This is a genomic window from Bosea sp. PAMC 26642, assembly GCF_001562255.1.
Taxonomy (GTDB): domain Bacteria; phylum Pseudomonadota; class Alphaproteobacteria; order Rhizobiales; family Beijerinckiaceae; genus Allobosea.
In genome coordinates this window covers 3,235,416-3,257,072 of sequence record NZ_CP014301.1, presented here as the reverse complement: position 1 = coordinate 3,257,072, position 21,657 = coordinate 3,235,416, and the positions used below count along the sequence as shown (strand labels likewise).

At 60.2% G+C, this 21,657-nt stretch carries 23 protein-coding genes and 1 pseudogene; 9 read left to right on the top strand and 15 right to left on the bottom strand.

The features are described 5' to 3' along the window. Positions 1-9: 9 nt before the first annotated feature. Both AXW83_RS15705 and AXW83_RS15700 read right to left on the bottom strand, forming a co-directional pair. The gene (locus tag AXW83_RS15705) at positions 10-1,014 is read right to left on the bottom strand and encodes an ABC transporter substrate-binding protein (RefSeq protein ID WP_082767168.1); all 1,005 of its coding nucleotides are present in this window, start codon (positions 1,012-1,014) and stop codon (positions 10-12) included. Positions 1,015-1,124: 110 nt separating this feature from the next. Further along, positions 1,125-1,922: an ABC transporter permease gene (locus AXW83_RS15700; RefSeq protein WP_066615009.1), complete on the bottom strand. Its 798-nt coding sequence runs from the start codon at positions 1,920-1,922 to the stop codon at positions 1,125-1,127. 148 nt (positions 1,923-2,070) lie between these two features. Here AXW83_RS15700 and AXW83_RS15695 point away from each other — a divergent pair, with 148 nt between their 5' ends. The 7 genes and pseudogenes from AXW83_RS15695 (at position 2,071) to AXW83_RS15665 (ending at position 8,098) form a co-directional block, all read left to right on the top strand. Then, complete coding sequence (locus AXW83_RS15695) at positions 2,071-2,826, top strand: ABC transporter ATP-binding protein (protein ID WP_156640098.1); 756 nt, start codon at positions 2,071-2,073, stop codon at positions 2,824-2,826. 17 nt (positions 2,827-2,843) lie between these two features. After that, a complete protein-coding gene (locus AXW83_RS15690) occupies positions 2,844-3,668 on the top strand; it encodes an IclR family transcriptional regulator (protein WP_066615008.1) in 825 nt (274 codons plus the stop codon). Between the two features lie 11 nt (positions 3,669-3,679). Further along, the gene (locus tag AXW83_RS15685) at positions 3,680-4,384 is read left to right on the top strand and encodes an SDR family NAD(P)-dependent oxidoreductase (RefSeq protein ID WP_236841686.1); all 705 of its coding nucleotides are present in this window, start codon (positions 3,680-3,682) and stop codon (positions 4,382-4,384) included. A 14-nt stretch (positions 4,385-4,398) separates the two neighbouring features. Beyond that, positions 4,399-5,049 (top strand): hypothetical protein, encoded by a 651-nt coding sequence (locus AXW83_RS15680; RefSeq protein WP_066615006.1) that lies wholly within the window; start codon positions 4,399-4,401, stop codon positions 5,047-5,049. A gap of 329 nt (positions 5,050-5,378) precedes the next feature. Next, on the top strand, positions 5,379-6,371 hold the full coding sequence (locus AXW83_RS15675) for a dihydroxyacetone kinase subunit DhaK (protein WP_066615005.1): 993 nt from the start codon (positions 5,379-5,381) through the stop codon (positions 6,369-6,371). Position 6,372: 1 nt separating this feature from the next. Next, the gene (locus tag AXW83_RS15670) at positions 6,373-6,990 is read left to right on the top strand and encodes a dihydroxyacetone kinase subunit L (RefSeq protein ID WP_066615004.1); all 618 of its coding nucleotides are present in this window, start codon (positions 6,373-6,375) and stop codon (positions 6,988-6,990) included. A gap of 42 nt (positions 6,991-7,032) precedes the next feature. Then, positions 7,033-8,098: pseudogene (locus AXW83_RS15665) on the top strand (ABC transporter ATP-binding protein). A 153-nt stretch (positions 8,099-8,251) separates the two neighbouring features. On the opposite strand, the gene AXW83_RS15660 reads toward AXW83_RS15665, so the two are convergent. The 7 genes from AXW83_RS15660 to AXW83_RS15630 all read right to left on the bottom strand — a co-directional run bounded on the left by AXW83_RS15660 (position 8,252) and on the right by AXW83_RS15630 (position 15,224). Then, on the bottom strand, positions 8,252-9,325 hold the full coding sequence (locus AXW83_RS15660) for a Gfo/Idh/MocA family protein (protein WP_066615003.1): 1,074 nt from the start codon (positions 9,323-9,325) through the stop codon (positions 8,252-8,254). Positions 9,326-9,340: 15 nt separating this feature from the next. Beyond that, positions 9,341-10,081, bottom strand: coding sequence for an SDR family NAD(P)-dependent oxidoreductase (locus AXW83_RS15655; RefSeq protein WP_066615002.1), 741 nt, complete (start codon positions 10,079-10,081; stop codon positions 9,341-9,343). 153 nt (positions 10,082-10,234) lie between these two features. After that, positions 10,235-10,984: an N-acyl homoserine lactonase family protein gene (locus AXW83_RS15650; protein ID WP_066615001.1), complete on the bottom strand. Its 750-nt coding sequence runs from the start codon at positions 10,982-10,984 to the stop codon at positions 10,235-10,237. Continuing rightward, the gene (locus tag AXW83_RS15645) at positions 10,981-11,994 is read right to left on the bottom strand and encodes a Gfo/Idh/MocA family protein (RefSeq protein ID WP_066615000.1); all 1,014 of its coding nucleotides are present in this window, start codon (positions 11,992-11,994) and stop codon (positions 10,981-10,983) included. The genes AXW83_RS15650 and AXW83_RS15645 overlap by 4 nt, the downstream gene beginning before the upstream one ends. Before the next feature lie 98 nt (positions 11,995-12,092). After that, complete coding sequence (locus AXW83_RS15640; protein ID WP_066614999.1) at positions 12,093-13,382, bottom strand: ABC transporter substrate-binding protein; 1,290 nt, start codon at positions 13,380-13,382, stop codon at positions 12,093-12,095. A gap of 67 nt (positions 13,383-13,449) precedes the next feature. Then, positions 13,450-14,193, bottom strand: a complete 744-nt coding sequence (locus AXW83_RS15635; RefSeq protein ID WP_168166106.1) for a carbohydrate ABC transporter permease — start codon at positions 14,191-14,193, stop codon at positions 13,450-13,452. 101 nt (positions 14,194-14,294) lie between these two features. Then, positions 14,295-15,224, bottom strand: coding sequence for a carbohydrate ABC transporter permease (locus AXW83_RS15630; protein WP_082767165.1), 930 nt, complete (start codon positions 15,222-15,224; stop codon positions 14,295-14,297). 295 nt (positions 15,225-15,519) lie between these two features. Between AXW83_RS15630 and AXW83_RS15625 the strand changes: the two genes are divergently transcribed. Further along, on the top strand, positions 15,520-16,326 hold the full coding sequence (locus AXW83_RS15625; RefSeq protein WP_236841685.1) for a GntR family transcriptional regulator: 807 nt from the start codon (positions 15,520-15,522) through the stop codon (positions 16,324-16,326). On the opposite strand, the gene AXW83_RS15620 is transcribed toward AXW83_RS15625, so the two are convergent. The 6 genes from AXW83_RS15620 to AXW83_RS15595 all read right to left on the bottom strand — a co-directional run bounded on the left by AXW83_RS15620 (position 16,327) and on the right by AXW83_RS15595 (position 20,539). Beyond that, positions 16,327-16,629, bottom strand: coding sequence for a hypothetical protein (locus AXW83_RS15620; protein ID WP_066614995.1), 303 nt, complete (start codon positions 16,627-16,629; stop codon positions 16,327-16,329). Continuing rightward, positions 16,626-17,672 (bottom strand): LLM class flavin-dependent oxidoreductase, encoded by a 1,047-nt coding sequence (locus AXW83_RS15615; protein ID WP_066614994.1) that lies wholly within the window; start codon positions 17,670-17,672, stop codon positions 16,626-16,628. Before AXW83_RS15615 ends, AXW83_RS15620 begins: the two co-directional genes overlap by 4 nt. Positions 17,673-17,703: 31 nt before the next feature. Then, positions 17,704-18,210: a flavin reductase family protein gene (locus AXW83_RS15610; RefSeq protein WP_236841684.1), complete on the bottom strand. Its 507-nt coding sequence runs from the start codon at positions 18,208-18,210 to the stop codon at positions 17,704-17,706. 205 nt (positions 18,211-18,415) lie between these two features. After that, positions 18,416-18,991: a flavin reductase family protein gene (locus AXW83_RS15605; RefSeq protein ID WP_066614993.1), complete on the bottom strand. Its 576-nt coding sequence runs from the start codon at positions 18,989-18,991 to the stop codon at positions 18,416-18,418. 30 nt (positions 18,992-19,021) lie between these two features. Further along, complete coding sequence (locus AXW83_RS15600; RefSeq protein WP_066614992.1) at positions 19,022-19,747, bottom strand: SDR family NAD(P)-dependent oxidoreductase; 726 nt, start codon at positions 19,745-19,747, stop codon at positions 19,022-19,024. Positions 19,748-19,783: 36 nt separating this feature from the next. Next, entirely contained in the window at positions 19,784-20,539 is a 756-nt protein-coding gene (locus AXW83_RS15595) for an SDR family NAD(P)-dependent oxidoreductase (protein WP_066614991.1), read from the bottom strand. A gap of 154 nt (positions 20,540-20,693) precedes the next feature. Between AXW83_RS15595 and AXW83_RS15590 the strand changes: the two genes are divergently transcribed. Further along, the gene (locus AXW83_RS15590; RefSeq protein ID WP_066614990.1) at positions 20,694-21,464 is read left to right on the top strand and encodes a hypothetical protein; all 771 of its coding nucleotides are present in this window, start codon (positions 20,694-20,696) and stop codon (positions 21,462-21,464) included. Positions 21,465-21,657 lie beyond the last annotated feature (193 nt).

The following is a 21,657-nucleotide window of genomic DNA, read 5'->3' as shown; positions in this document are numbered from 1 at the left end:
CGTGGGCTCTCAGGCGACGTCGGGCAGGAATGCGTTCGTGTAGAAGCGATCGGCCGGCATGTCGGTGACGAGATCCTGGTAGCGCTTCATCAGCTCGAGCGTCCGCGCCCAATCCTCGGCCATCATGAAGCCCAGCCGCTTCTTGCTGTCGCTGGGCGCATAGAACAGGGTGCTGGCGACCTTGAGCTGCTCGGCGAACAGCGCCTTGTCCTCGCTTGGTTTGGCCTTGATGCCGGCATCGACGACTGCGGCGGGATTCTGCTCGGCATCCTTCATCGAGCGGATCATGGCGCGCACCATGCGCTTTACGAGGTCAGGCTGCTTCTGCTCAGTGGCCACGGTCGTGAAGAGCGACACGCCCTGGGTATTAGCGCCAAGATCGGCATATTTCAGAACGGTTTGCTTCAGACCCTTCTGCGCCAGTATGACTACCTGGCTCTCGAGCCCTGCCAGCACGCCATCGACGCGACCGCTGAGGATAGCGACGAGCTTACCGGAGCCGTCGACATTGAGGAGCTTGACGGAAGCCGGATCGATGCCGTTGGCGGCCCAGATCGCCTGAAGCAGCGGCAGCCCTGCCTCGCCCGGCGTGACGGCGATCGTCTTGCCGACGAGATCCTTGATCGTCTTGACGCCGACTTCTTCGCGCATCGATATGCTGTAGGGAGAGGTGTTCATGATGCCCATGACCGCCTTCACCGCCGCGCCCTTGGTCGCTCCGAGGATGATGCTGCCGCCGTCGGCAAGCCCGAAGGTGTCGCCGCCGGCGGCGACGGCCTGGACGGTGACGCCGGACCCCTTGCCTTCGCCGATGGTCAATTCGATGCCTTCTTCACTGAAGAAGCCCTTGTCGCGGCCGTTGTAGAAGGCCGAGAACAGGCCGCTCAGCACCCAATTCAACCGAAGCGAGACACGCTCGAGGGGCGCGGCTCGCACGATGGAGGGGCTGGCGAGCGCGGCGGCTCCGAGGCCGATCAACGCGGTGCGTCGATTAAGTCCTGTGGTTCCTGACATTGTTTTTCTCCTCCTTGGTGTGTTCCGAAATACGCATGCCGGTATTCATGGTGAAAAGGCCGGACAATGGACGAGCTCAGGCCCCGAACACTGCGCGCCTGGAGCTTCGCTCATGTCGGGCTCTTGGCTACCGTGAGGCCGTCGCGGCGCTGCGAGACATGCCAGGGAATGGCCCAGCGCTCGACAAGCTCCACGCATCCATAGAGCAGAAGGCCCAGCATACTCAGCACCACGATCGTGGCGAAGGTCATGCTGGTGTTCATGCTGCCGTTGTAGCCGAGCAGCAGGTAACCGAGACCGTTGTCGGACGCCACGAATTCGGCGACGACAGCCGCAGTGGCCGACAGCGCCGCGGCGACTTTGAAGCCCGCAAACAGGGATGGCAGCGCGCCGGGCAATTCGACCGACCAGAAGACGCGAAGGCGGCTGGCCCGGTAGGTCTTGGCGAGATCGTAGACGTCGGGCTCGGTCGCCTTGAACGCCGAGATCGCGTTGACGACTATCGGAAAAAACGACAGTAAGAACACCAACAAGACCTTCGACGGCAAACCAAAGCCGACCCAGATGATGAAGAGCGGTGCGATCGCGATCTTCGGAATGATCTGAAGGACAACGAGCAGCGGGTAAAATGCAGCCTCGAACGCCGGCGAATAGACGACAAGCAGCGCAAGTGCGACCCCGAGGATCGCCGCAGCGAGGAAGCCCAGAACCATCGGCTGAAGTGTGGCTAGCGCGGCTGGCGCGATGATCGCGGCGTTCTTGAACAGATCGGCGAAGACGCGGGTGGGTGCGGGCAAGATGTATTCCGGCACAAGAAGCACGCGGACCGCCAACTCCCACACCAACAGCGCGCCGACCAGACTTACAGTCGTCTGAAGGCCCGCGCGCCAGCGCCTGATAACGTCCATCGGCCTACTCCCTGAGCGTCGATATCCGGGGCTGAACCTCGGAATGCCGCTTCAAAAATCTCTTGTTGGAACGATGTTCTAGTTGTAACAGATTTCCTGTCAAGCCACTTCGATGGCGAAGCCAAATAGACAACGGGGGAGGCTCTGAGTGCCGGGAATCGAGATATCGGGCGTCACAAAGCGCTTTGGCGACGTCCTTGCCTTGGAGAAGGTCGATCTTCGGATTGGCGACGGCGAGTTCGTAGCCGTGGTCGGGCCGTCCGGTTGCGGCAAATCGACATTGATGCGGTTGATCTCCCGGCTGGCGGCGCCGAGTACCGGGACGATTTCCGTCTTCGGTGACGTAGCGAAACTTCCGCCGGCCGATATGGGCATCGTCTTCCAGGGTCACGTCCTGCTGCCGTGGCGCACCGTTCTCGACAACGTGTTGTTCCCCGCCGACATGACAGGGCGCAGCCGCGCCGAGCTCAAGCCAAAGGCGATGGAGCTTCTGACCAGCGTCGGCCTCAAGGATTTCGCGAATAGCCTGCCGCATGAGCTGTCCGGCGGCATGAAGCAACGGGCGTCGATCGCACGTGCGCTTCTGCTGCAGCCTCGGCTGCTATTGATGGACGAACCGTTCGGTGCGCTTGACGCCCTGACGCGCGAGCAGATGCGCGTCGATCTGGAGGCGCTTTGGCTCGCCAACCGCATGACGGTCGTGTTCATCACCCACTCTATCGACGAGGCGGTGCTCCTTGCCGACCGCGTGATCGTCATGACGCCACGGCCGGGCCAGGTGGAGCAGATCCTGGACATCAACATTCCACGCCCGCGAGGTTTGGCCGCGCGCCGATCGCCGGAGTTTCTTGCGCGCAGCGAGGAGATTACCGAATTCTTCCTCTCCCGCGGCGTATTGCACTGATATCGAGGGACGAAGCCATGGCGGATCTTTCCGCGAGGTCTGGTTGGGGCGGTGGTATCGACAGGGTCGTGGTCGCGATCGAGCTGATGGCGCAGGCTGACGGACCCGTTCGCCTTTCTGATCTGGCAGCGACGCTTGGCGTGCCCAAGAGTGCTGTGCATCGGGTGCTCGCGGGGCTGGTCGAGCGCGGCTGGGTCGAACGCGACGAGGGCGATACTTATGTTCTCACCTTGCGTTTGGCGCTTCTTGGTCAGCGCCTTTTGGCAAGCTATGACGTCGACAACCTTCGGCAGCCGATTCTTGATCGGCTTGCAGCACAGACCAAGGAATTGGTCAGGCTGACGGCCGTTCAAAACGGGGAACTCGTCTGGATAGGCTCGGCTCGTGGACGACGCTCCGGCCTCGTCTACGAAGCGGATATGACGGAGAGGGTCATCCCGTTTGCGACAGCCAACGGAAAGGCTTGGCTCTCAACTCTCTCGATCGACGATGCGGTAAAGATCTGCCTCGATGCCGGACTTGGTCGTGCCACGGGTAGTGACAAAGCCGTGAAAACAATCCCGGAGCTGATCGCCGAACTCGATCTTACCCGATCGCGGCGATACGGGCTCGCGATGGAGGAGGCTGAGCAAGGCGTGGCCGCAATCGCCGTTCCTGTCGAATGCAATGGTGCAGTCGTCGGTACAATGAGCATAGCTGCGCCGATCATCAGGCTGAGCGAAGATCGCATTCAGAATTTGCTACCTGATTTGCGGCGCGCCTCGCAACTTATGGCCCTGGCCTGGTCCCCTTCATCAAAGAAAGCGCCGTCTCCCGCGAAACGCGCCGAGGCATCGCTGTGACGAACCCGGGTGTGGCAATCGTGACGGGGGGCGCCGGGGCGATCGGTCGCTCGATTCTGCAGCGGCTGAATACGGACGGTTTCACCACTGTATCCTGGGATCTTATCGACGACGTAGCCGAAGCTCACTTGGCGCTTTCAGTCGATGTCACCGATGCCGACGCGCTCGCCGCAGCCGTCTCGGAGACGGAAAAGCGGCTTGGTGCGATCCGCGTGCTCGTCGTGAATGCTGGTATACTGGGTCCTGTCGCGCCGGTGTGGCTGGTGGCGCCAGCCGAGGTTCGGCGCGTGCTCGAGGTCAATCTAGTGTCCGCCTTCATGACACTGGGTGCGGTTGTCCCGGCGCTTCTTAGAAACGATGCGCCTAGTCGCGGACGCATCGTCGTCATGGCCTCCGTACAAGGCAAGGAAGGGACCGCCCTCGCCGGCCCTTACGCGGCATCGAAGGCAGGGCTGATCGCGCTCGTGAAATCGCTCGGCAAGGAGCTCGCGGGCGAAGGCATTCTCGTCAACGCCATAACGCCGACCGTCGTCGCTGGGCCTATGGAAAGGTCTCTGGCGCCGGAGCGGCGCGCGGACCTGCTGGGTCGCATCCCGCTCGGCCGTTTTCTCGAGCCGGACGAAGTGGCCGCGACCGTTTCATGGCTGTGCGGGCCGGGCTGCACATTCTCGACCGGCGCGGTCTTCGACCTGTCGGGCGGACGATCCACCTACTGAGGGAAGAGACATTCATGCTAGCCGGCGGCGCTGTCGTTGCGATCTGGAACAACATCACTCCTGAGGGGCGGGAGGAGTTCTATAATTGGCATATCAACGAGCACATCCCGGAGCGGGTCGATATTCCCGGGTTTCTGCGGGGGCGTCGCTACATCGCCGTGACACCCGAGACCGACCCGGAGTTTTTCACGCTGTACGAGACGGCCGATTTCGAGGTCTTGCGCAGCGCGGGCTACGCGGCGCGACTTGAGGCTCCCACGCCCTGGACCCGTACGGCCACCAGTCATTTTCGCAACACCGCTCGCGCTCTCGCGCATGTGGCCGCCAGCAGCGGACCGGGCAGTGGCGCCGGACTGTTGTCCATTCGCTTCGCGGCCACCGAGGAAGCGAAAGCTGAATTGAGCGATCTCGTCGCCAGCATATCCAGGCGCCCGCGGATCTGCGGGGCGCATCTTTGTGTCGCCGACGGCGCCTCTTCGCTGGTCCGCACGGCCGAGTCACGTGACAGGACGGACATCGAGGCGCCGCCCACCTGGTTTGCCCTGATCGAAGCCACCGATACAGATGCGCTCGCCGATGTCGTTGCTCGGGAACAGCTCGTTAAAGCTGGTGCGAGCGAGCCGATACATGTCGGGTTCTACCGCTTGGAGTATACGCGCGACTGACGGATGCCTGTTCAATCTTGCTGAGGCGCATCTTCTGGAACACCTATGTGTCCTGGAATTTCGCGCAGCAGACGCCGCCGCATCCGTCTGGTCCGCCCTCAACATATAGCGAAGACCGCGAAAGGTTGCCCGATCGGCACCCTCGCCGGGCGCGGTCGCCAATGTCGACGATGCTGCGATCATGTCGGAGCAGGCCAAGGCTCGCCATCGTCTCAGATGCGATGACCGACCGAGCCGGCTTGGATGGCGCGGTCGCCGGAAATTCCGCTCGACGGCCGCCTGTTCACATTGTAGACAATCCACCAAATTAAAAACGGGAGGACATCGTGATGAAGAAACTCATGAATGCGCCAGACGCCTTCGTCGACGAGATGCTCGAAGGCTTGACCGCGGCTCACCCCTCGCTTGTCCGGGAGGGTCCTGGGGGACGGGTGATCCGAGGCTCTCACGCTCCGAGAAGGGGCAAGGTTGCGATCGTATCCGGTGGCGGCTCCGGACACTTGCCGCTCTTTACCGGCTATGTCGGCACGGGACTCATCGACGCCTGTGCGATCGGAGACGTATTCGCCGGGCCGTCCGTGGATTCTTGCTCGGCCGCGATCCGGGCAGTCGATGGCGGGCGTGGTGTCCTTAGGCTGTACGGCAACTATGGCGGCGACCGCATGAATTTCGATCTCGCCGGTGAGTTGCTTGAGGATGAGATCGAGACGGCCACGGTTGTCGGAACCGACGATATTGCCAGCGCCGGTGTGGCGGAGCGGCAAAAGCGCCGCGGCGTAGCCGGGCTGATCTTCGCCTATAAAGTGGCCGGGGCGAAAGCGGAGGCCGGTGCTGAACTGTCCGAGGTTGCGCGTGCCGCCCAGAGGGCGGTTTCGCAATGTCGCACGATCGGCGTCGCGCTTGCCTCCTGCCAGATACCAGGCTCGTCCAGGCCGACCTTCGAGATCGGCGACGACGAGATTGAGATGGGCATGGGCATCCACGGCGAGCCGGGAATATGGCGCGACAAATTGAGAGCCGCCGACGAGATCGCTGACGAAATGGTGAGCCGTCTAATGGGCGATGAGGGTGTCGAGAAGACCGGACGCGCATCAGTTCTGATCAACAGCCTCGGCGCGACGCCGCTGGAGGAGCTTTTCATCGTCTTCCGGCGCGTAAAGCAGCAACTGACCAACGCCGATATCGATATTGTCCGCCCGCTTGTCGGCCACTACGCGACGTCGATGGAGATGGCGGGCATGTCCATCAGCATCTTGCACCTCGACGCCGAGTTGGACGCTCTGCTTGCGGCTCCTTGTGAAGCGCCTTTCTGGAGAGCCTGACATGCCAATAGATGCCCAAACGCTGAAGACGACCATGGATCGCGCAGCGCTTGCCGCGCAAAAGGCCGAACAGGACCTCAATGAAGCCGACGGCAAAATCGGCGACGGCGATACGGGCGTCATGCTTCGGCGCCTCTCCGAGCGACTTGCAACAGCAGCCCCGGCAGATGAACAGGACGTAGGCGCTTTTTTTCAGGCTTTGGGAAAGGCCAGCGCAAGCGGCACCGGATCGAGCCTCGGCACGCTGGTGACGGTATCCATGCTGGCGCTCGCCAAGGAAACCCGAGGCCGGACAGAGCTGCCGTGGAGTGAACTTGGGGGTCTGCTGCAAATGGTCTGCGCCACCATGATGAACCGTGGCGGCGCCGCGCTGGGAGACAAAACGGTCGTCGATAGTCTCGACGCGGTAGCGAGAGCCATAGCGGGGCTCGACGAACCGTCCGTCATCGCGCAAGCGGCACGTAAAGCGGCCGATCAGACACTCGATGTCTATCGCGACAAGCCAAACAAGATTGGGCGCGCCAGAATGTTCAGCGAGCGCAGCATTGGGATCGACGATCCCGGTATGCTGGCCTTCAAGGTCTTGCTCGACGGGATTTCCCAGAACGCTGCGGCCTGAAATTCACTTCGCGGCAAATAACCCTTCGGTAGACAACCGACGATGGCATCCGTTTCGGTCGAGAACGTTCGAAAAAGCTACGGGTCGGCGGCAGTGCTGCACGGGGTATCGATCGATATAACGGATGGTGAATTCGTGATTCTCGTCGGCCCCTCGGGTTGCGGGAAATCGACTTTGCTGCGCATGATCGCCGGCTTGGAAGTAATATCCGGCGGCCAGATCAGAATAGGCTCTAAAGTGGTCAACAATGTCCCGCCCAAAGAGCGCGACATTGCTATGGTTTTCCAGAACTATGCGCTCTATCCGCATATGTCTGTCGCCGACAATATGGCATTTTCGATGAAGTTGCGAAAGGCGCCAGCAGAGGAGATCAAGACACGGGTCGGCCGTGCGGCCGATATTCTCGGCCTTGGTCAATTGCTGGAGCGCTATCCTCGCCAACTGTCTGGAGGTCAACGTCAGCGCGTCGCCATGGGCCGAGCAATCGTCCGTGATCCCTCGGTATTCCTGTTCGACGAGCCCTTGTCGAACCTCGACGCCAAGCTGCGCGTACAGATGCGGACTGAAATCAAGGCGCTGCATCAGCGGCTCGAGACGACGACTGTCTATGTCACACACGACCAGATCGAGGCGATGACTATGGCCGACAAGATGGTTGTCATGCGTGACGGAGTTATCGAGCAGATCGGAGCTCCGTTGGATCTCTATGACCGGCCCGCAAACCTCTTCGTCGCCCAGTTCATCGGATCCCCTTCGATGAACGTTCTGACGGGAACGGTCGATGCCGGCAGGTTTCGAGCTGCGAATGGCGCTGCTTTTCTCCTCCCCGCCGCCGCTACCGCGTCGAAACCAGGAGCGGCAATGCTTTACGGAATACCCTGAACATCTGGTGATCTGCGACCCGACCGATCGCGATTGTGTTCCAGCCACTGTGCAGGTCATCGAGCCGACCGGCTCGGAAACGCAGGTCTTCGTGAAGCTGGGCGACGACCAGCTCGTAGCGGTCGTGCGCGAGCGGATCGACGCTCGTCCCGGCGATCTGATCCACCTCAAGCCCGAAGTGGGTCGAGTCCACCTATTCGATTCCGCTTCGAGCATAAGGCTTTAGTCTAAGACCGAAATCGACCTGCCAAGCGGGCGTTCAGGCAAGGATTGATGGTTGCCAGACGACGTTTAGATCGATCTTTCCACGGCGGTCCAGACGGCTTGCCGTGGAATTTTCAGCGCGGCGTCATAGGCTGCCCGGGCAGCCCTTGATGGCCTATGATCGACCAATGGCGCGGTCAAGTTCCGCGAAGCGATCCTTCAGCGCTAAACGCCTACCGGACCGCGCCGATTCCGCGATCGCCTCGGCAACGATCTGGTTTTTGGTTCCATCGACCGCTGTAACCAGCGGCAGCTCATGGCCGCGGACGACCTGCAGGAAATGGGCGCATTGCAACATGTAGGGATCATGGATGCCGGTCGATCTATCCGTCGTCTCGATCGGATAGGTCCATCCGCGCGTTTCCCCATATGACCAGAAGGTCAGGTTTGGCAGCGCGAGCGACGCTTTCGATCCGCCGATCAGGTAGACGTCCCTATCGTAGACTGGATACGCGGGCTCCTCCGCAGCATTCAAATCCCAAGAGTACGGCGATGCAACCGTATCCGAAATCAATATTGTCGCGAGGGCGCCATTCTCGAGCCCGACGATGATGGCAGCGGTGTCTTCCACCGGAAATCCGCGCGTGTTGTTGGCATAGCTCGCCTGGACCGTGGCGATTTCCCCGCCGATGAAGCGGAGGGCGTCGATATCGTGAATGAGGTTTATCAACACCGGCCCGCCCCCAGGAACACGCCGCCATTCAGGTTTGAAATAATCGTCGGGCTTGCAAAACGTCAGCCTCATATCAAGGCAGACCAGCTTGCCGATCTCGCCGGATTGGACGATACGGCGAGCTTCACGGATCGTCGGGCTGTGGCGCCTGTAGTGGCCGATCAAGATCGGAACGTTCGCGTCCGCCGCGGCAGCGGTCAGCTTCGTCGCCGCCTCCACGGTATCGGCGACAGGCTTTTCCATGAGCATCGGCTTTTTATTGGCGATGCATTCGAGCCCAACCTGCAGGTGCAGCACGTTCGGTGTCGCCACGATGACGCCATCGGGCCTCTCATGCCAGACATCGGCTGTATTCGCGAACCATGGCAGGCCCTCGCTCTCGCAGAAGCGTCGGGCGTCGTCGCTCGGGTCCGCAACGGCGACGATTCTGCAACCGGGACTCCGCCTCAGCCAAGCAGCGTGTCGCTTGCCGATGACTCCGGCGCCGATAATTGCGATCCTGGTCGATGCAGTCATGCGCAACAGCCCCCGTCAATAATCGGCTCGGCCACCGGAGACGTCAAAAATCGCCCCCGTTGTGAAGCTGCAGGCAGGACTCGCGGCCCATCCGATCGTCGCGGCAATTTCCTCGACGGTGGCAAGACGGCCCATAGGGATCTTGCTCTTCGCGCTGTCGATATGAGCCTCCGTCATCTGCGAGAGTATCGCGGTTTCGGCCATGACAGGTGTCACCGCATTGACGGTGATGCCGTCCTTCACGACCTCGCGCGCCAACGCTTTCGTAAAGCCGATCACCCCCGCCTTTGACGCGCAATAGGCAGAAACGCCGGGGGTCCCTTCCTTCCCGGCGATCGAGGCCACGTTGACGATGCGGCCGTAGCCTCGCTGCCGCATCGACGGGAGGGTGAGGCGACAACAATGGAACACGCTGGTGAGGTTCACATTAAGGACCCGCTCCCAAGCCTCGGTTGGGTACTGCTCGACATCCGCAACGGGACCGTTGATGCCCGCATTGTTCACGAGGATGTCAATTCGCCCGGTTTCGGCCAGGGCCTGGTCAACGGAATGTTGAATGACGAGCGGTGATGTTACATCGACAACACTCGTCAAAGCCGGTTCAAAGCCACACGCGGCTGCGTCAAAGCCCTCAAAGTCCAAATCCCAAAGGACGATCGAGCAGCCCCTTGCCGCGAGATGACGAGCTGTCGCGAGCCCGATGCCGCGTGCGCCTCCCGTAACGACAGCCGTCTGTCCAGACAGATCAAATTTCATCGGGGCCCCACAGAAGCCAGCCGTTTTCTACCTCACCGCTGCACCGACCCGATCCGCCTGTTGAGGTTCCGGCAGCATGCACCAACAAGAAGGTAAACCGGCGGGGCTCGAGTACAGGCCGCCGACATGGGAGTTTGCGTGCCCTGCCATCGCTCATGGATATTCGTCTTTTTCGAACACCCGCATATCATGCCCGGGAAGCACGACATCAGCGATCTTACGGATCTTGGCGGCGGTCTTGTAGGTCTGCTCAAGATCCACGTACCAGCCTGGCGGGACCTCGTCCTCAAGGTTTTCATAGGTCGGCACCGCGTCGCATGCGATGAGATGACGGCCACCCGTCGTTTTGCAACATAAACCCATGCATCCCGGCGTATGGCCGGGGAGATGGACCAGCTTCAATCCAGGAGCTATCTCTTCGTCGCCATCGATAATTCGCATGCGGCGGCGAGCAAGGAGCCAGCGCGGCAACTCGCCATCCGGGCGCTGCCATTCATAGAGAGGGCTCTGAACCGGTAGCGGCGCGATGCCCCATTGCAGCTCACTGCGTTGAATTATGACTTCGGCGTTGGGAAACAGATCCAATCCGCCGGAGTGGTCCCAATGCAGATGGGAAATCACGACCGTCTTGACCTCGCTCGGGTCGACCCCGAGTTTTCGCAAGGCGTCTTCTGGCTCCACGGCCCGGTCCAGGCTTCGGCCGACAAGCGATTTCACGAATGCCGCATCACCGGGGCCGGTGTCCACGATGACGGTGCGGCCGCCGCCCCGCACGACCCAAATGATCGTGGGCACAGCGGTCTTCTCTCCCATGTGCCGCTTGAGCGTGAGATTGCCCCATTCAGACCCATGGATGATGCCGCTGTTGACCGGCGTGATCGTGTAGTTCGGCTCGGTTGTCATTGGGGCTTTCCAACATGAACTACGTGGGTCAAGGCCCCGCCGTCGGCCGCCGAGCGATAGGCGGCATCGACAACCCCCATCACGAGCGCCATATCGGCGACGCCTGCGGAAGGGGCCCGCCCCGCTGCGAAGTCCGCGAGAGTCTGACGGGCGAAAGTTTCGTAAAAGACGTCGGTATCGAGTTCGACCGAGATGTCCGTCGATGTTTCGCTCGGGCGGAGCGTCACCCGCAGACCATCCTCCACCGTGCGAATATAAGCCCGTTCCGAGGCGCAACTCAGCGTGAACTCCCTCTTCTCCCCTGCATTCTGGGGAAAAGTGTAGCCGACTTCGACAGTGCTGATCGCGCCCGAACCGTGACAAAGAGTCAGTGCGGCATAGTCCTCGATCTCGAGGCCGTAAGTTCGGTTCGAAGTCCGACACGAGACCGCGCTCACCGGCTGGCGCGTCGCCAGAATCGCAAAATCAATGAAGTGGACGGCAAGGTTGATCAGGCATCCACCGCCTGAAATAGCGCGATCGAGCATCCACGGCACGCCCATCATGCTGTAACGTTGAGGCGGCCCGGCAATGTTGCGGATCGACAGGTGCGAAACGCCGCCGCCAAAACCGCCCATCGCATTTTCCATCGCATGGCGTAGGCCACTGATGCGGTAGATGAACGGCACCGCGATGAAAAGCTTGCCGGCAATTGCCAGAGTCGCCGCCACGTCGGCACGCGTGAGGCCGAAAGGTTTTTCCATGACGAATGGGATTTGCCGCCGGATGAGGTTGGCAGCCAGCTGCGGCATCGCCGCATGAGGGGCAAAAGCAAACACGAAATCCGGCTTTGCATGATCGAGAAGTTCGTCGTTCGTCTTGTAAATATTCGTGCGACAGGCCTCGGCGATACGCTCGCAGGCCGCAGGCATCGGATCAGCTACGCCGACGATATCGATCTCATCGTCGGTCAGGCCGGGGAGATACAGCGGGCAGTGCCAGTGTCCAACCCCGAGCAAGGCGACTTTCATGGACTTCTTTCGCTTAGATCAGCGTCAACTGAGATCTTGCGTCGATCGGAGATTATCTCCGATCGACGCAAGTTCAGTCCGGGCGGCGAATGGAGGCGCTACTGCACCTTTGCGATAGCCTCGGCATATTTCGTCATGATTTCGGTCGCGGCATCCTGCGGCGTGCCGTTCTTGAGGATCATGCGCTGGATCGCTTCGCCGACGATCTGGTTGAAGTTGGCGCCGATGACTGTGTAGTTCACGATGCGGCCCCGCGTCTTGATGAGCTCCGCCCACGCCAGCTGATCTTTACCTTCGGCAGTTTGAAAGTACGGGTCTTTGTAGACCGCGCCGCGAGCGACGACCTCTCCGCCACGCGCCGCAATGGCTTGAGCGTCCGGCCCCGCCATGAATTTGATGAACGTCCAGGCCGCGTCTTTTACCTTGGAGTTATTGTTGAGCATGAGCTGGAAGCCGTAAACCACCTGTTTGTCGTTCGCAGTGAAGCCTGGGGGCGGAGCCCAATCGAGATCTTCTCCCGCGCCCTGCTTCTGGATCGAGCGGTAGCGGTGAAGTCCGAACGTCGCCATGGCAACGGTACCGGCTCGGAGGCCATCATGAGTTTCATTGAAGCCGAACTGCAACGAAGCAAGCGGCGTCGCCTTGCATTTCAGATAGAGGTCCTTGATCTGCGTCAGAGCCTTGTCGAGCCGCTCCTTGTCGAAGCCAGGCGTGCGGTTGTCCTCGCCGAAGTATGCGCCGGACTCTCCAGCCATCAGCGTGCTGAACAGGAATTCCGCGAAGGCCTGGGCGCCGCCGATGCCACCGGACGAGCCGAGCGGGATCGCGTAGCCGACTGTCGGCCCCTTGGACAGCTTAGCGCCTGTCTCGCACACGTCCGCGAAGGTCGCGGGAGGCGTGACGGCCGCTTCCGCGAGCTTTGATTTGCGGTATAGCAGAATCGGGATGCGATAATCCTGGTAGAGACCGTAGGTCTTGCCGCGGATGCGGGCATTCTCCAACGGAATTAGGAAATCGCCGACGTCGAGATTGTCTTTTTTGATCAGGTCGTCGAGCGGCTCTACGTTGCCGGTCGCGATGAACTCGGGGACGAGATAATCCATCGCGCGCACCACGTCGGGCGTCTGCAAGCTGCTTTTCAGCGCCCGCGCGGTATTGGTGATCGGCGGATCGAGGAATATCTTGATCTTAACCGATGGGTTCTGCTTTTCGAACTCGGCGATCATCTTACCCTGCTGGACAGCGCGCGGATCGTTGGCGTTGTTGGGGTCCAGGAAGGTGCTGTAGACGACCTCGGTCGTCCCCTGCGCGAAGGCCGCCGTGATACTTAATGCACCCAGGATCACCGAAGCCGTCATGAGGCTGCGAATTCTATGCCGTTTGACCATTGTTTCTCTCCCTTTTTGTCGCGACGCCATCTAGAATTCCGGCGCGGCGCTCTTCTTTTCTGATGGCTCAGCCTTTGAGACCGCCGGCAGTGAGGCCAGCGATGAACCAGCGCTGCGCTGCGATGAACAGAACCAGCACCGGGATCGACGCAACGATGGCGAACGCCATGAAATAGGACCAGGACATGCCGATTGCATCGAAGACCTGATTGACCAGCGCAACCTGCAGCGTCCGCCGGCCGATATCCGGTGCGAATGTCGCGACCGTTATGTAGTCGTTCCAGATCATGATCATGCCCAAGACGATGGTTGCGGCGAGTCCGGGCCGGATCAGCGGAATGACGATGCGCGTGATCGACTGGAACCGCGACGCGCCGTCGATGACCGCCGCCTCCTCGATTTCCTGGGGTACGCCGCTGACGAAATTCTGGATGAACCACACAGTTTGCGGTGCCACCCGCGCCGCCGAGATCACGATGATCGCGAAGGCATCGTTAACAAGTCCCAGCCGATCGAGAATAAAATAGGTGGGAGCAAGTAGAGCGACGCCGGGAACCATCGACGTCATCAATATAGCCAGCATAAGCACGCGCTTGCCGGGAAACTCGAAGCGCGCAGCCGCGTATCCAGCGGGGCCGGCCACGACCAGCGCGAGCGCCACGCCTCCCATCGAGTAGAGCAGCGAGTTGAACAACTCGATACCAAAGGTCTTGTGGGTGAAGACGCGGCCGTAATTCGACCATGTCAACGGATCGGGCCAGAGCGAGGGCGGGTAGGAAACCGCGCCGACTTCCGATTTGAGAGATGTCATGAGGCCCCACACCATGGGTCCCAGGACCAGGATGGCGGCCACAGCCGCCGCGGTCCGGATCCAAATGGTCGAGGCGCCGGACGCCGGTGTCATCGCCCTGTTCATGCGCTGACTCGCCCCGTCAACTTGAGATAGCCCCACCCCAGCACGACGTTGGCGAGCAATGTGACAACCGAGAGCGCAGCGGCCGGCGCGATGTTGACGGATTGCACGGTGCCTCGAAACACCTCGAGGCTCCATGTCGCGGTACTGCCTAGTGGTCCGCCGCCAGTGAGCACGATGATCAAAGTGATCAAAGTCAGGTAGAGGATCGACAAAGTCAATCCGGTGCTACCCAATGCAGGCGCTATATACGGCCATATGACGTAGCGTAGTGCGTGAAATTTATTGCCGCCGTCGATGGACAACGCCTCGAACAATTCATCTGGCACCCCCTGCAGCGCCGCGCTCATCATGACCATCGCGTATGGAAACGACCACCACGCAGTAATAAGGATCACCAGATAAAGAGCTTGATCCGGATCACCGAGCAAAAGGCCGGCATCGAAACCTAGCACCCGAGCCACATATGCGACCGGACCATAAGACGGATTGTAAAGCCAAAGCCAGAAACTGCCGACAACCGCCTGCGACAATGTCCACGGAACCAGCAACAGAACACGAACGACCTTGCCACCACGCGGCAGCGCCTGGATCATTAATGCACTGAGCAAGCCGAGCGGCAGAACGATCAGGAGCGTCCCGAAGACATAGATCAACGAGTTGCTCGTGAGCTGCCAGAAGGCTTCCGAAACAAAAAGCTCGCGATAGTTCGCCAAGCCGGCAAAGCCGATCATTTCGAAATACCGCGTCTGCTGAAACGACATCCAAACGACAAGTATCGTCGGATAGACGGTGACGCCAAAGAGCAGGACTAGGACCGGGGCAAACCAGAGCATCGGCGCATAAGGCCGCCAGCGATCACCGTTCGGCATCCGCGCAGAGGTCGAAAGCCTCGGGCCCGACACGCCAGTCATCGTGGGCATCGTCATGTGCAAACCGCCCCGGCGCGCGGCTGTCCGCTGCACGATGTATCTGCTGGCCGATGTTTCATTCGGGCTTCCTCATTGCCTGCCCTTACGGGCTCGTGTCTACGCACTGGCGATCTCAAATTTGTAGACAATCCACAACGTCGGTCAACTCCTTTTTGATGGCGGCGTCGTGGAATCATAAGCCGAAGATTGCGGGCAATCAGCAATTCGGGTAGCTCTGCAATGTCCGCCGCAACAGCGATTTGCCCTCGCGGCGACTTGACTGAAACCGACTGCCGAAAGTTGAGGAGCCTCCGTGCTTAAGCCGACCCGGCGCAACGTTCTCGCACCGCAAACAACAATGGAAAGTTCCGAATACGCCGCTGGGCAGATTCGGGACGCCATCGTTGCGGGCTTCTACAAGCCGGGGGATCGGCTAGTTGAAATGGATCTTGCCGCCCAACTCAACGTTTCTCGCCATCCGATCCGCGAAGCCTTGCGACGCCTAAGCCGCGAGGGATTTGTCGATGTGCGCCCCAATCGCGGCGCTGTCGTTGCGGAAGTCGATGCGCCCAGCATCCTTGAGATCTACGAATTGCGCTCAGCGATTGGATCGCAGGCACTTCGCCATCTTCTGGCAGATGGAAAACCACCTGTATCCGGTCGCCTCAAGCCGCTCGCGCACATGGCTCAGAAGGCGGTGGCATTTGCTGTCAAAGGCAGCCAGGCGGACATGGTCCGCCACGACCTCGAATTCCAAGCCATGATCGTGGAAGCCAGTGGATTACGCCGTGCATCGGCATTTTTCCGTGAACTTGGCTCGGAGTTGCAGCGGTTTATCAACCTCCTTCGGATCGAGTACCCCGATCGCGCGGGCACTGCGAAAAGGGAAGTCGTCGGCCTCTACGACGCCATCGCCGCCGGCGACCTGAAGGCGGCCGAGACTATATGGCATGACAAGATGACGACGGGAGCCAGCCGCTTGATTGCGCTCGTCAGCGGCAGCGACCTCGCCAAAGATCCGCAGTGGCGAATGTTCACCGAGGCTGCCGCGAGGTTGGAAACAGATCAGGCGGTGGCTGCAGAGTCGGCCCCGCGTAGGAAAGCGAGCGCATCGCCTTGATCAAGAACTCCATTCGACATGGGCCTTGATCGCCGATCCATCATCCGAGACCCAACCATGCGGTGCGGCTTTCGCGATCATCTTCGATAGCCCGTCCTGCCACTCGGCCGTTGCAGATGCCCCGCGAAGGAAACAGACCATAACCCAGGCAGTATGGGCATCGGCAAAATCGACCTTTCCCGACACGCGTCCGGAAACATCGGCCCATGCATCCGACGACGCATCGACCGTAACCTTAAAGCGCGCGAAATCATCGAGATCGTCGATCGCTACGACTCCGCCAGTCGATACCCGCACGATCACGAGGCTTTTCTCAATTCGGCGTTAGTTGTGTTCACCGCTTCCGTGATCGCCTGCATGGAACGGCGAGTGCCTGGCGTCTTGAATTCGCCGAAACGCAGCGTGATGAACAGGTCGGAAATGCCGAGACCGGCAAATCTGGCAGCCTGCCTCTCGATGTGCTCCCGATCTCCGATCAGACTTGCTGCTGACCAACCCGCATAGGTCGGCTCGCCCTTCTCATGGCCGGAAGCCTCGTTGATCCCGCGGACGATTTGATGGCGCTGCTCGCGTAGCCTGACCTGGACGCGATGAAGAAAGCCGCCCGACCGAACGACCGTGTCTTCCTCGTCCTTTGACTCGACCAGATAGCCATGAGTTTGCAGGGCAAAGCGTACCGATTTCGGATCGATCTCGCGCTTCCGGCACTCGGCGTGGAAAGTATCGACCAGCTTCGAAGCCAGGTCCGGCCCGTTGTTGCCGACATTGCAGACGATCGACAGCCCGCGCTCCAGGGCAAAGCCCATAGACTCGGCGGAGCCTGCCGCGATCCAAAATGGCGGATGGGGCAACTGACGCGGCGCGGGCGTTATCGTCAGCGAACCAGTTTTATAATGGCGCCCCTCGAATGGCTGATCGGGATTGGCGAAAAGATGGGTCAAAAGATCGATTCCCTCGACCAGCCGCGGCCCAGCCTCGCTGAAATCAATACCGAGCCGGTCGAACTCATAGGGCTGATAACCTCGGCCGAATCCCGCCTCGAGCCGCCCATCCGACAGTTGATCGACCATAGCCAGCTCTTCGGCGACCAGAACGGGATTTCGCAATGGCAGCAGAATGATGCTGGTACCCAGGCGAATGCGCTTGGTCTCCCGGGCCAATGCCGCCAGAAGCGTCAGCGAATTCGGAACCATCGCATAGTTGGAAAAGTGATGTTCGGCAAACCATGCGCCGTCAAACCCGACCTCCTCCGCGAACCGGGTGTCGTCGATCAGGGTCTGGTACATGTCGCGGGTATCGATTGTCGGCTCGGTCGTTTGGCCGAGTAGAAAGGCATGTAGCTTCATCGTTGATCTCCTTACTGCCGAGAGAGCGCCGCTAGATCGCAAGCGAAGCGAGTTCGCGTGTCTCCGCGTAACGTCCGTTCTGGTAAACCAATGGGGACACCTCTTCGGCAAAGCGCACGCACTCGACGCGGCCGATGAAAATGTCATGGGTGCCGTAATGCACGACGTGATCGGTGAGGCAGAAAAGGTTGGCCTGCGCGTCGGGTAGGTAAGGCAACCCGGAGCTGCCGTCTGTTTCCCAGTCGCCGATCGAGAAACGCTCCTGCCCTTTGAGCTTGCCGCCGAAAGCGCGCGAGATATCCGTGTGGCCGATGCTCAGCATGTTGAGGCAGAATCGACCGCTGGTCTTCAGCGGACGGTTGAGGGATGCCGCGCCATTCACGCAGACCAGTATGGAAGGTGGATCGACCGAGACGGACGTGACGGCCGTCGCCGCCATGCCGTGCCATCCGCTCTCGTCGGCACAGGTGACGATGCTCACCGTCGAGGCAAGTCGCCGCATAGCTTCCAGAAAATCAGACTGGATGAGGTCCGTCATATTTTCCTCCCGCGCAGTTCGTTGCGAACCCTTCGAGATCGCTTGCGTGATGATTGTAGACAATCCTCAATATGTCAAGTCATCTATATGCGGATTTGGCCGTTCGCGTCGAGAATTCGGACTAACTCTCTGAAAATACGACGGTTATCGTAGCCAAGATAAATATCTTGTGAGGATTGTCCACAATCCTTGGCTTGCGCGCTGATTAGGGCTTGTTGACTCGGAACGGCTGATCGGGCGAAGTGTAAAACGCGCCGCCGAGCCGCCCGACAGGGGCTAGGGCCGTAACGCTGACGCGGCCACTCTCCAATATTCCGTCATCGATGAAGACGTGGAGGATTTCGCCAATGATCAGTGTGCCGTCCCCGAGCGCGATGCTTTGGACGCGCTTGCATTCCAACGCCGCCTTGGCCAGCGCAAGCCGCGGCGGCAAGACGGTGCGACTCGGACTGGTTTCCAAGCCGGCGACCGTGATTTCGTCGATCTCAGGCGGGAACGCTTCCGATGAAGCGACCATCTGCGGCGACAGGCTTTTACTGACGATGTTGACGACGAACTCGCCGGTCTCTTCGATGTTCTTCAAGGTGTCCTTCGGGCCCCGAAAGGAAATCACGAGAAGCGCGGGCGACACCGAGACGAGATTGAAATAGCTGAACGGCGCCAGATTTCGGACACCGTTACCATCCTGACTCGTCACCCAAGCGATTGGGCGTGGAACAACGACGCTGTTGATCAGCCGCTCGCATTCGAGCGGCGACAATTCGGAGATCTGCAAGTCCATCGGAAAATCCTGTTGGTAGCTTGTGCGCCATCAGCGCATCAAAAGGCCGCCACTGCTGACTACGGTTTCGCCGGTCATAAACTGGGCGCCGTGCCCATCGACGAGCCAGAGGACGAGGGCCGCGATTTCAGCGGGTGTCGCCGTCCGGCCGAGGGGGACTTGGCTCGCCACCTGCTCCAGGCGGCCAGGTATCGCACGAAGGCCGTCGGTATCGACCGGCCCGGGCGCAACTCCGTTTACCCGAATATTCCGCGAAGCGAGTTCCGCTGCCATGCTCCGTGTCAGGTTGACCACTGCCGCTTTGGCGGCGCTGTAGAGCAGCTGTTCCGGCTTCGCCATGAACGCGTTGACAGATGCGAAATTGATGATCGCCCCGCCGTCCGACATGTTTTCGGCGATCGCTTGGCTGAGAAGGACCGTACCCAGTACGTTGATGTCGAATATCTTTCGATAGAGCTCGACGCTCGCTGTCGCCAGGGCTGACATGGGATAGATGCCCGCTGCATTGATGAGTGCACGAGCAGATCCCGGAAGCTTTGAGGTCGCCTGCCGGATCGAAGCCGGATCGGTCACATCGACAGCAGATACCGACACAGCGCTCACTGGCGACGCGGCGAGCAGTTCATCGAGCCGTTCTTGGTCTAAGTCGAAGGCCGCAACGTGCCACCCATTGGCAATGAAGGCCTCGGCGCAAGCTCGGCCGATGCCTTTGGCCGCGCCAGATATCACCACCAAGGGCTTCTCAACAACTGCCATCGAAGTTTCGCTCCGTAGTCCGAGGAAGGCGAGTGACTACGCTGAGGCTGTCCAGCCGCCGTCGCACATGAGGACGGCGCCGGTGATGTAGGATGCAGCGTTGCTGCAGAGAAAGGCGACGGCACTTCCGACATCCTGGGGCTGCCCGATACGGCCTGCCGGAATTCGTTTTTCGGACCATGCCCGCTGTTCTGGATCAGACAGTCGCGCTTGCGTCATGGCGCTTTCGATCGTCCCTGGCCCGACGGCGTTGACCCGAATCCCGAAAGGCGCGAGGTCAATCGCGGCATGCTTTGTGAATGCGACAACCGCGCCTTTCGACGCGCCGTAATGCGTGAGGCTGGGCAGAGCTACAAACGACGAAATACTGGCCAGATTTACGACCGCACCGCCGGGCTGCATGCGCCGCGCGGCAGCGCGGGTGCCCAGAAAGACACTGCGGCCGTTGACGCTCATCATGCGATCCCAATCGGCGACCGTCAGATCGAGGAGCGCTACGCGCTGGGACATGCCTGCGTTGTTCACCCAAGCGACGAGCGGTCCGAGTTGGACAGCGGCGTCGGCCAGTGCTTCGACCGACGCTTCCTCCGTTACATCGACCCGCCGGGCCTCTGTCGTATATCCCTGTTCACGCAAGGCCGCGCAGGCTGCTTCCGCAGCTTGGAAATCCAGATCTGCAATAACGACTTTCGCTCCCTGCTCGCATAGGCGTTGCGCGATGCCAGCTCCAATACCCCGCCCTGCCCCAGTGACGACGGCCCAGCCGTCGATGTGAAAGGAACCCGTCGTCATTACGCATCTTCCCTCGCGCGGCGATTGGCGCCGTTAAAAAGATTGTAGACAATCGCCACTTTGGGAGCAATAGAAATGCGATGCTCATGAGGTGAGCCGGCGAGCCCGTGGAGATGGAGCGGTAAACCGGCGCCGCCAGCAGGGAGTTACGACAATGACCTCCATGACAGTGCCCGGCACGGGCTACTTGGCGACTATTCTAGCCAGGGCCCGTTCGACGGGACGAAGGGATCTGCCTGACGACGTTGGTCAGCTGGCAGATGTGGCCGACGCGGTGGCAGTGCAATACCAAGTGCTCGAGCAACTCGACGCGGATCCGCCCAAGGGTTGGAAGCTCGGCTCAACCCGCGATGGACAACCCAGCTCCGCCCCGCTCTATCCAGTCGTCCTCGCATCAGGTCCGACAGAATTTCCTTGGCGCCAAGGGCTGTTGCTGGAAGTTGAATTAGGAATGGTGTTGGGAAAGTCGCTGCCGCTCATAGCGGGACATTCCTATCAAGACTCGGAAATCATGGAGGCGGCCGCAGGCGTTTATCTGGGCCTTGAAATCTGCGGGTCCCGCCTGCAGAACGGATCGATCGCACCCTATGCGCTATTCTTGGCTGACGGCCTCGCGAACGACGGATACGTCCTTGGTCCGGAGGTCGACAATCAGCTTTTCATGACAGCCGCGCTCCCCGAGCTTCACGTTGACATCGATGGGATCCGCGTATTTTCCGGCCAAGGAAAGCACCCGCAGAATGTGCCGATGATCCCGCTGACCGCTTATGTCAATGGACATGCGCCTTACATGCGGGATCTGCAGCGGGGACAAATCATCACGACCGGGAGCTTGTGCGGCGTCATACCGATTCCGACTGCCTGCACGACCCGTGTTAGCTTTGAAGACAAGGTCATCGAGCTTCGCTTCGTTGCGACTGCCTGATGTCGAGGTCATCGCAATCGAAATCACATCAGATTAATTTTCAATCAATCACGAACTGTGATTGTCTTTTTTGATTTCGATAATGATGTTGCGACCAATTTTATTGTGACCGCGATCAACAAACGCGACCTCGTATCTGCTGCTGCCGAGAACATATACAGAAATGATCCAATGCAGATTTAAAAACTCTCAT

What these genes read in the sequence shown, in the direction of transcription:
- AXW83_RS15680 (WP_066615006.1), top strand. Translation starts at nt 4,399, where the DNA reads ATGCTAGCCGGCGGCGCTGTCGTTGCGATCTGGAACAACATCACTCCT.
- AXW83_RS15590 (WP_066614990.1), top strand. Translation starts at nt 20,694, where the DNA reads ATGACCTCCATGACAGTGCCCGGCACGGGCTACTTGGCGACTATTCTA.
- AXW83_RS15660 (WP_066615003.1), bottom strand. Translation starts at nt 9,325, where the DNA reads ATGACTGCATCGACCAGGATCGCAATTATCGGCGCCGGAGTCATCGGC.
- AXW83_RS15670 (WP_066615004.1), top strand. Translation starts at nt 6,373, where the DNA reads ATGCCAATAGATGCCCAAACGCTGAAGACGACCATGGATCGCGCAGCG.
- AXW83_RS15635 (WP_168166106.1), bottom strand. Translation starts at nt 14,193, where the DNA reads ATGACATCTCTCAAATCGGAAGTCGGCGCGGTTTCCTACCCGCCCTCG.
- AXW83_RS15690 (WP_066615008.1), top strand. Translation starts at nt 2,844, where the DNA reads ATGGCGGATCTTTCCGCGAGGTCTGGTTGGGGCGGTGGTATCGACAGG.
- AXW83_RS15600 (WP_066614992.1), bottom strand. Translation starts at nt 19,747, where the DNA reads ATGGCAGTTGTTGAGAAGCCCTTGGTGGTGATATCTGGCGCGGCCAAA.
- AXW83_RS15640 (WP_066614999.1), bottom strand. Translation starts at nt 13,382, where the DNA reads ATGGTCAAACGGCATAGAATTCGCAGCCTCATGACGGCTTCGGTGATC.
- AXW83_RS15630 (WP_082767165.1), bottom strand. Translation starts at nt 15,224, where the DNA reads ATGACGATGCCCACGATGACTGGCGTGTCGGGCCCGAGGCTTTCGACC.
- AXW83_RS15705 (WP_082767168.1), bottom strand. Translation starts at nt 1,014, where the DNA reads ATGTCAGGAACCACAGGACTTAATCGACGCACCGCGTTGATCGGCCTC.
- AXW83_RS15700 (WP_066615009.1), bottom strand. Translation starts at nt 1,922, where the DNA reads ATGGACGTTATCAGGCGCTGGCGCGCGGGCCTTCAGACGACTGTAAGT.
- AXW83_RS15595 (WP_066614991.1), bottom strand. Translation starts at nt 20,539, where the DNA reads ATGACGACGGGTTCCTTTCACATCGACGGCTGGGCCGTCGTCACTGGG.
- AXW83_RS15645 (WP_066615000.1), bottom strand. Translation starts at nt 11,994, where the DNA reads ATGAAAGTCGCCTTGCTCGGGGTTGGACACTGGCACTGCCCGCTGTAT.
- AXW83_RS15650 (WP_066615001.1), bottom strand. Translation starts at nt 10,984, where the DNA reads ATGACAACCGAGCCGAACTACACGATCACGCCGGTCAACAGCGGCATC.
- AXW83_RS15610 (WP_236841684.1), bottom strand. Translation starts at nt 18,210, where the DNA reads ATGACGGACCTCATCCAGTCTGATTTTCTGGAAGCTATGCGGCGACTT.
- AXW83_RS15605 (WP_066614993.1), bottom strand. Translation starts at nt 18,991, where the DNA reads ATGGACTTGCAGATCTCCGAATTGTCGCCGCTCGAATGCGAGCGGCTG.
- AXW83_RS15615 (WP_066614994.1), bottom strand. Translation starts at nt 17,672, where the DNA reads ATGAAGCTACATGCCTTTCTACTCGGCCAAACGACCGAGCCGACAATC.
- AXW83_RS15655 (WP_066615002.1), bottom strand. Translation starts at nt 10,081, where the DNA reads ATGAAATTTGATCTGTCTGGACAGACGGCTGTCGTTACGGGAGGCGCA.
- AXW83_RS15675 (WP_066615005.1), top strand. Translation starts at nt 5,379, where the DNA reads ATGAAGAAACTCATGAATGCGCCAGACGCCTTCGTCGACGAGATGCTC.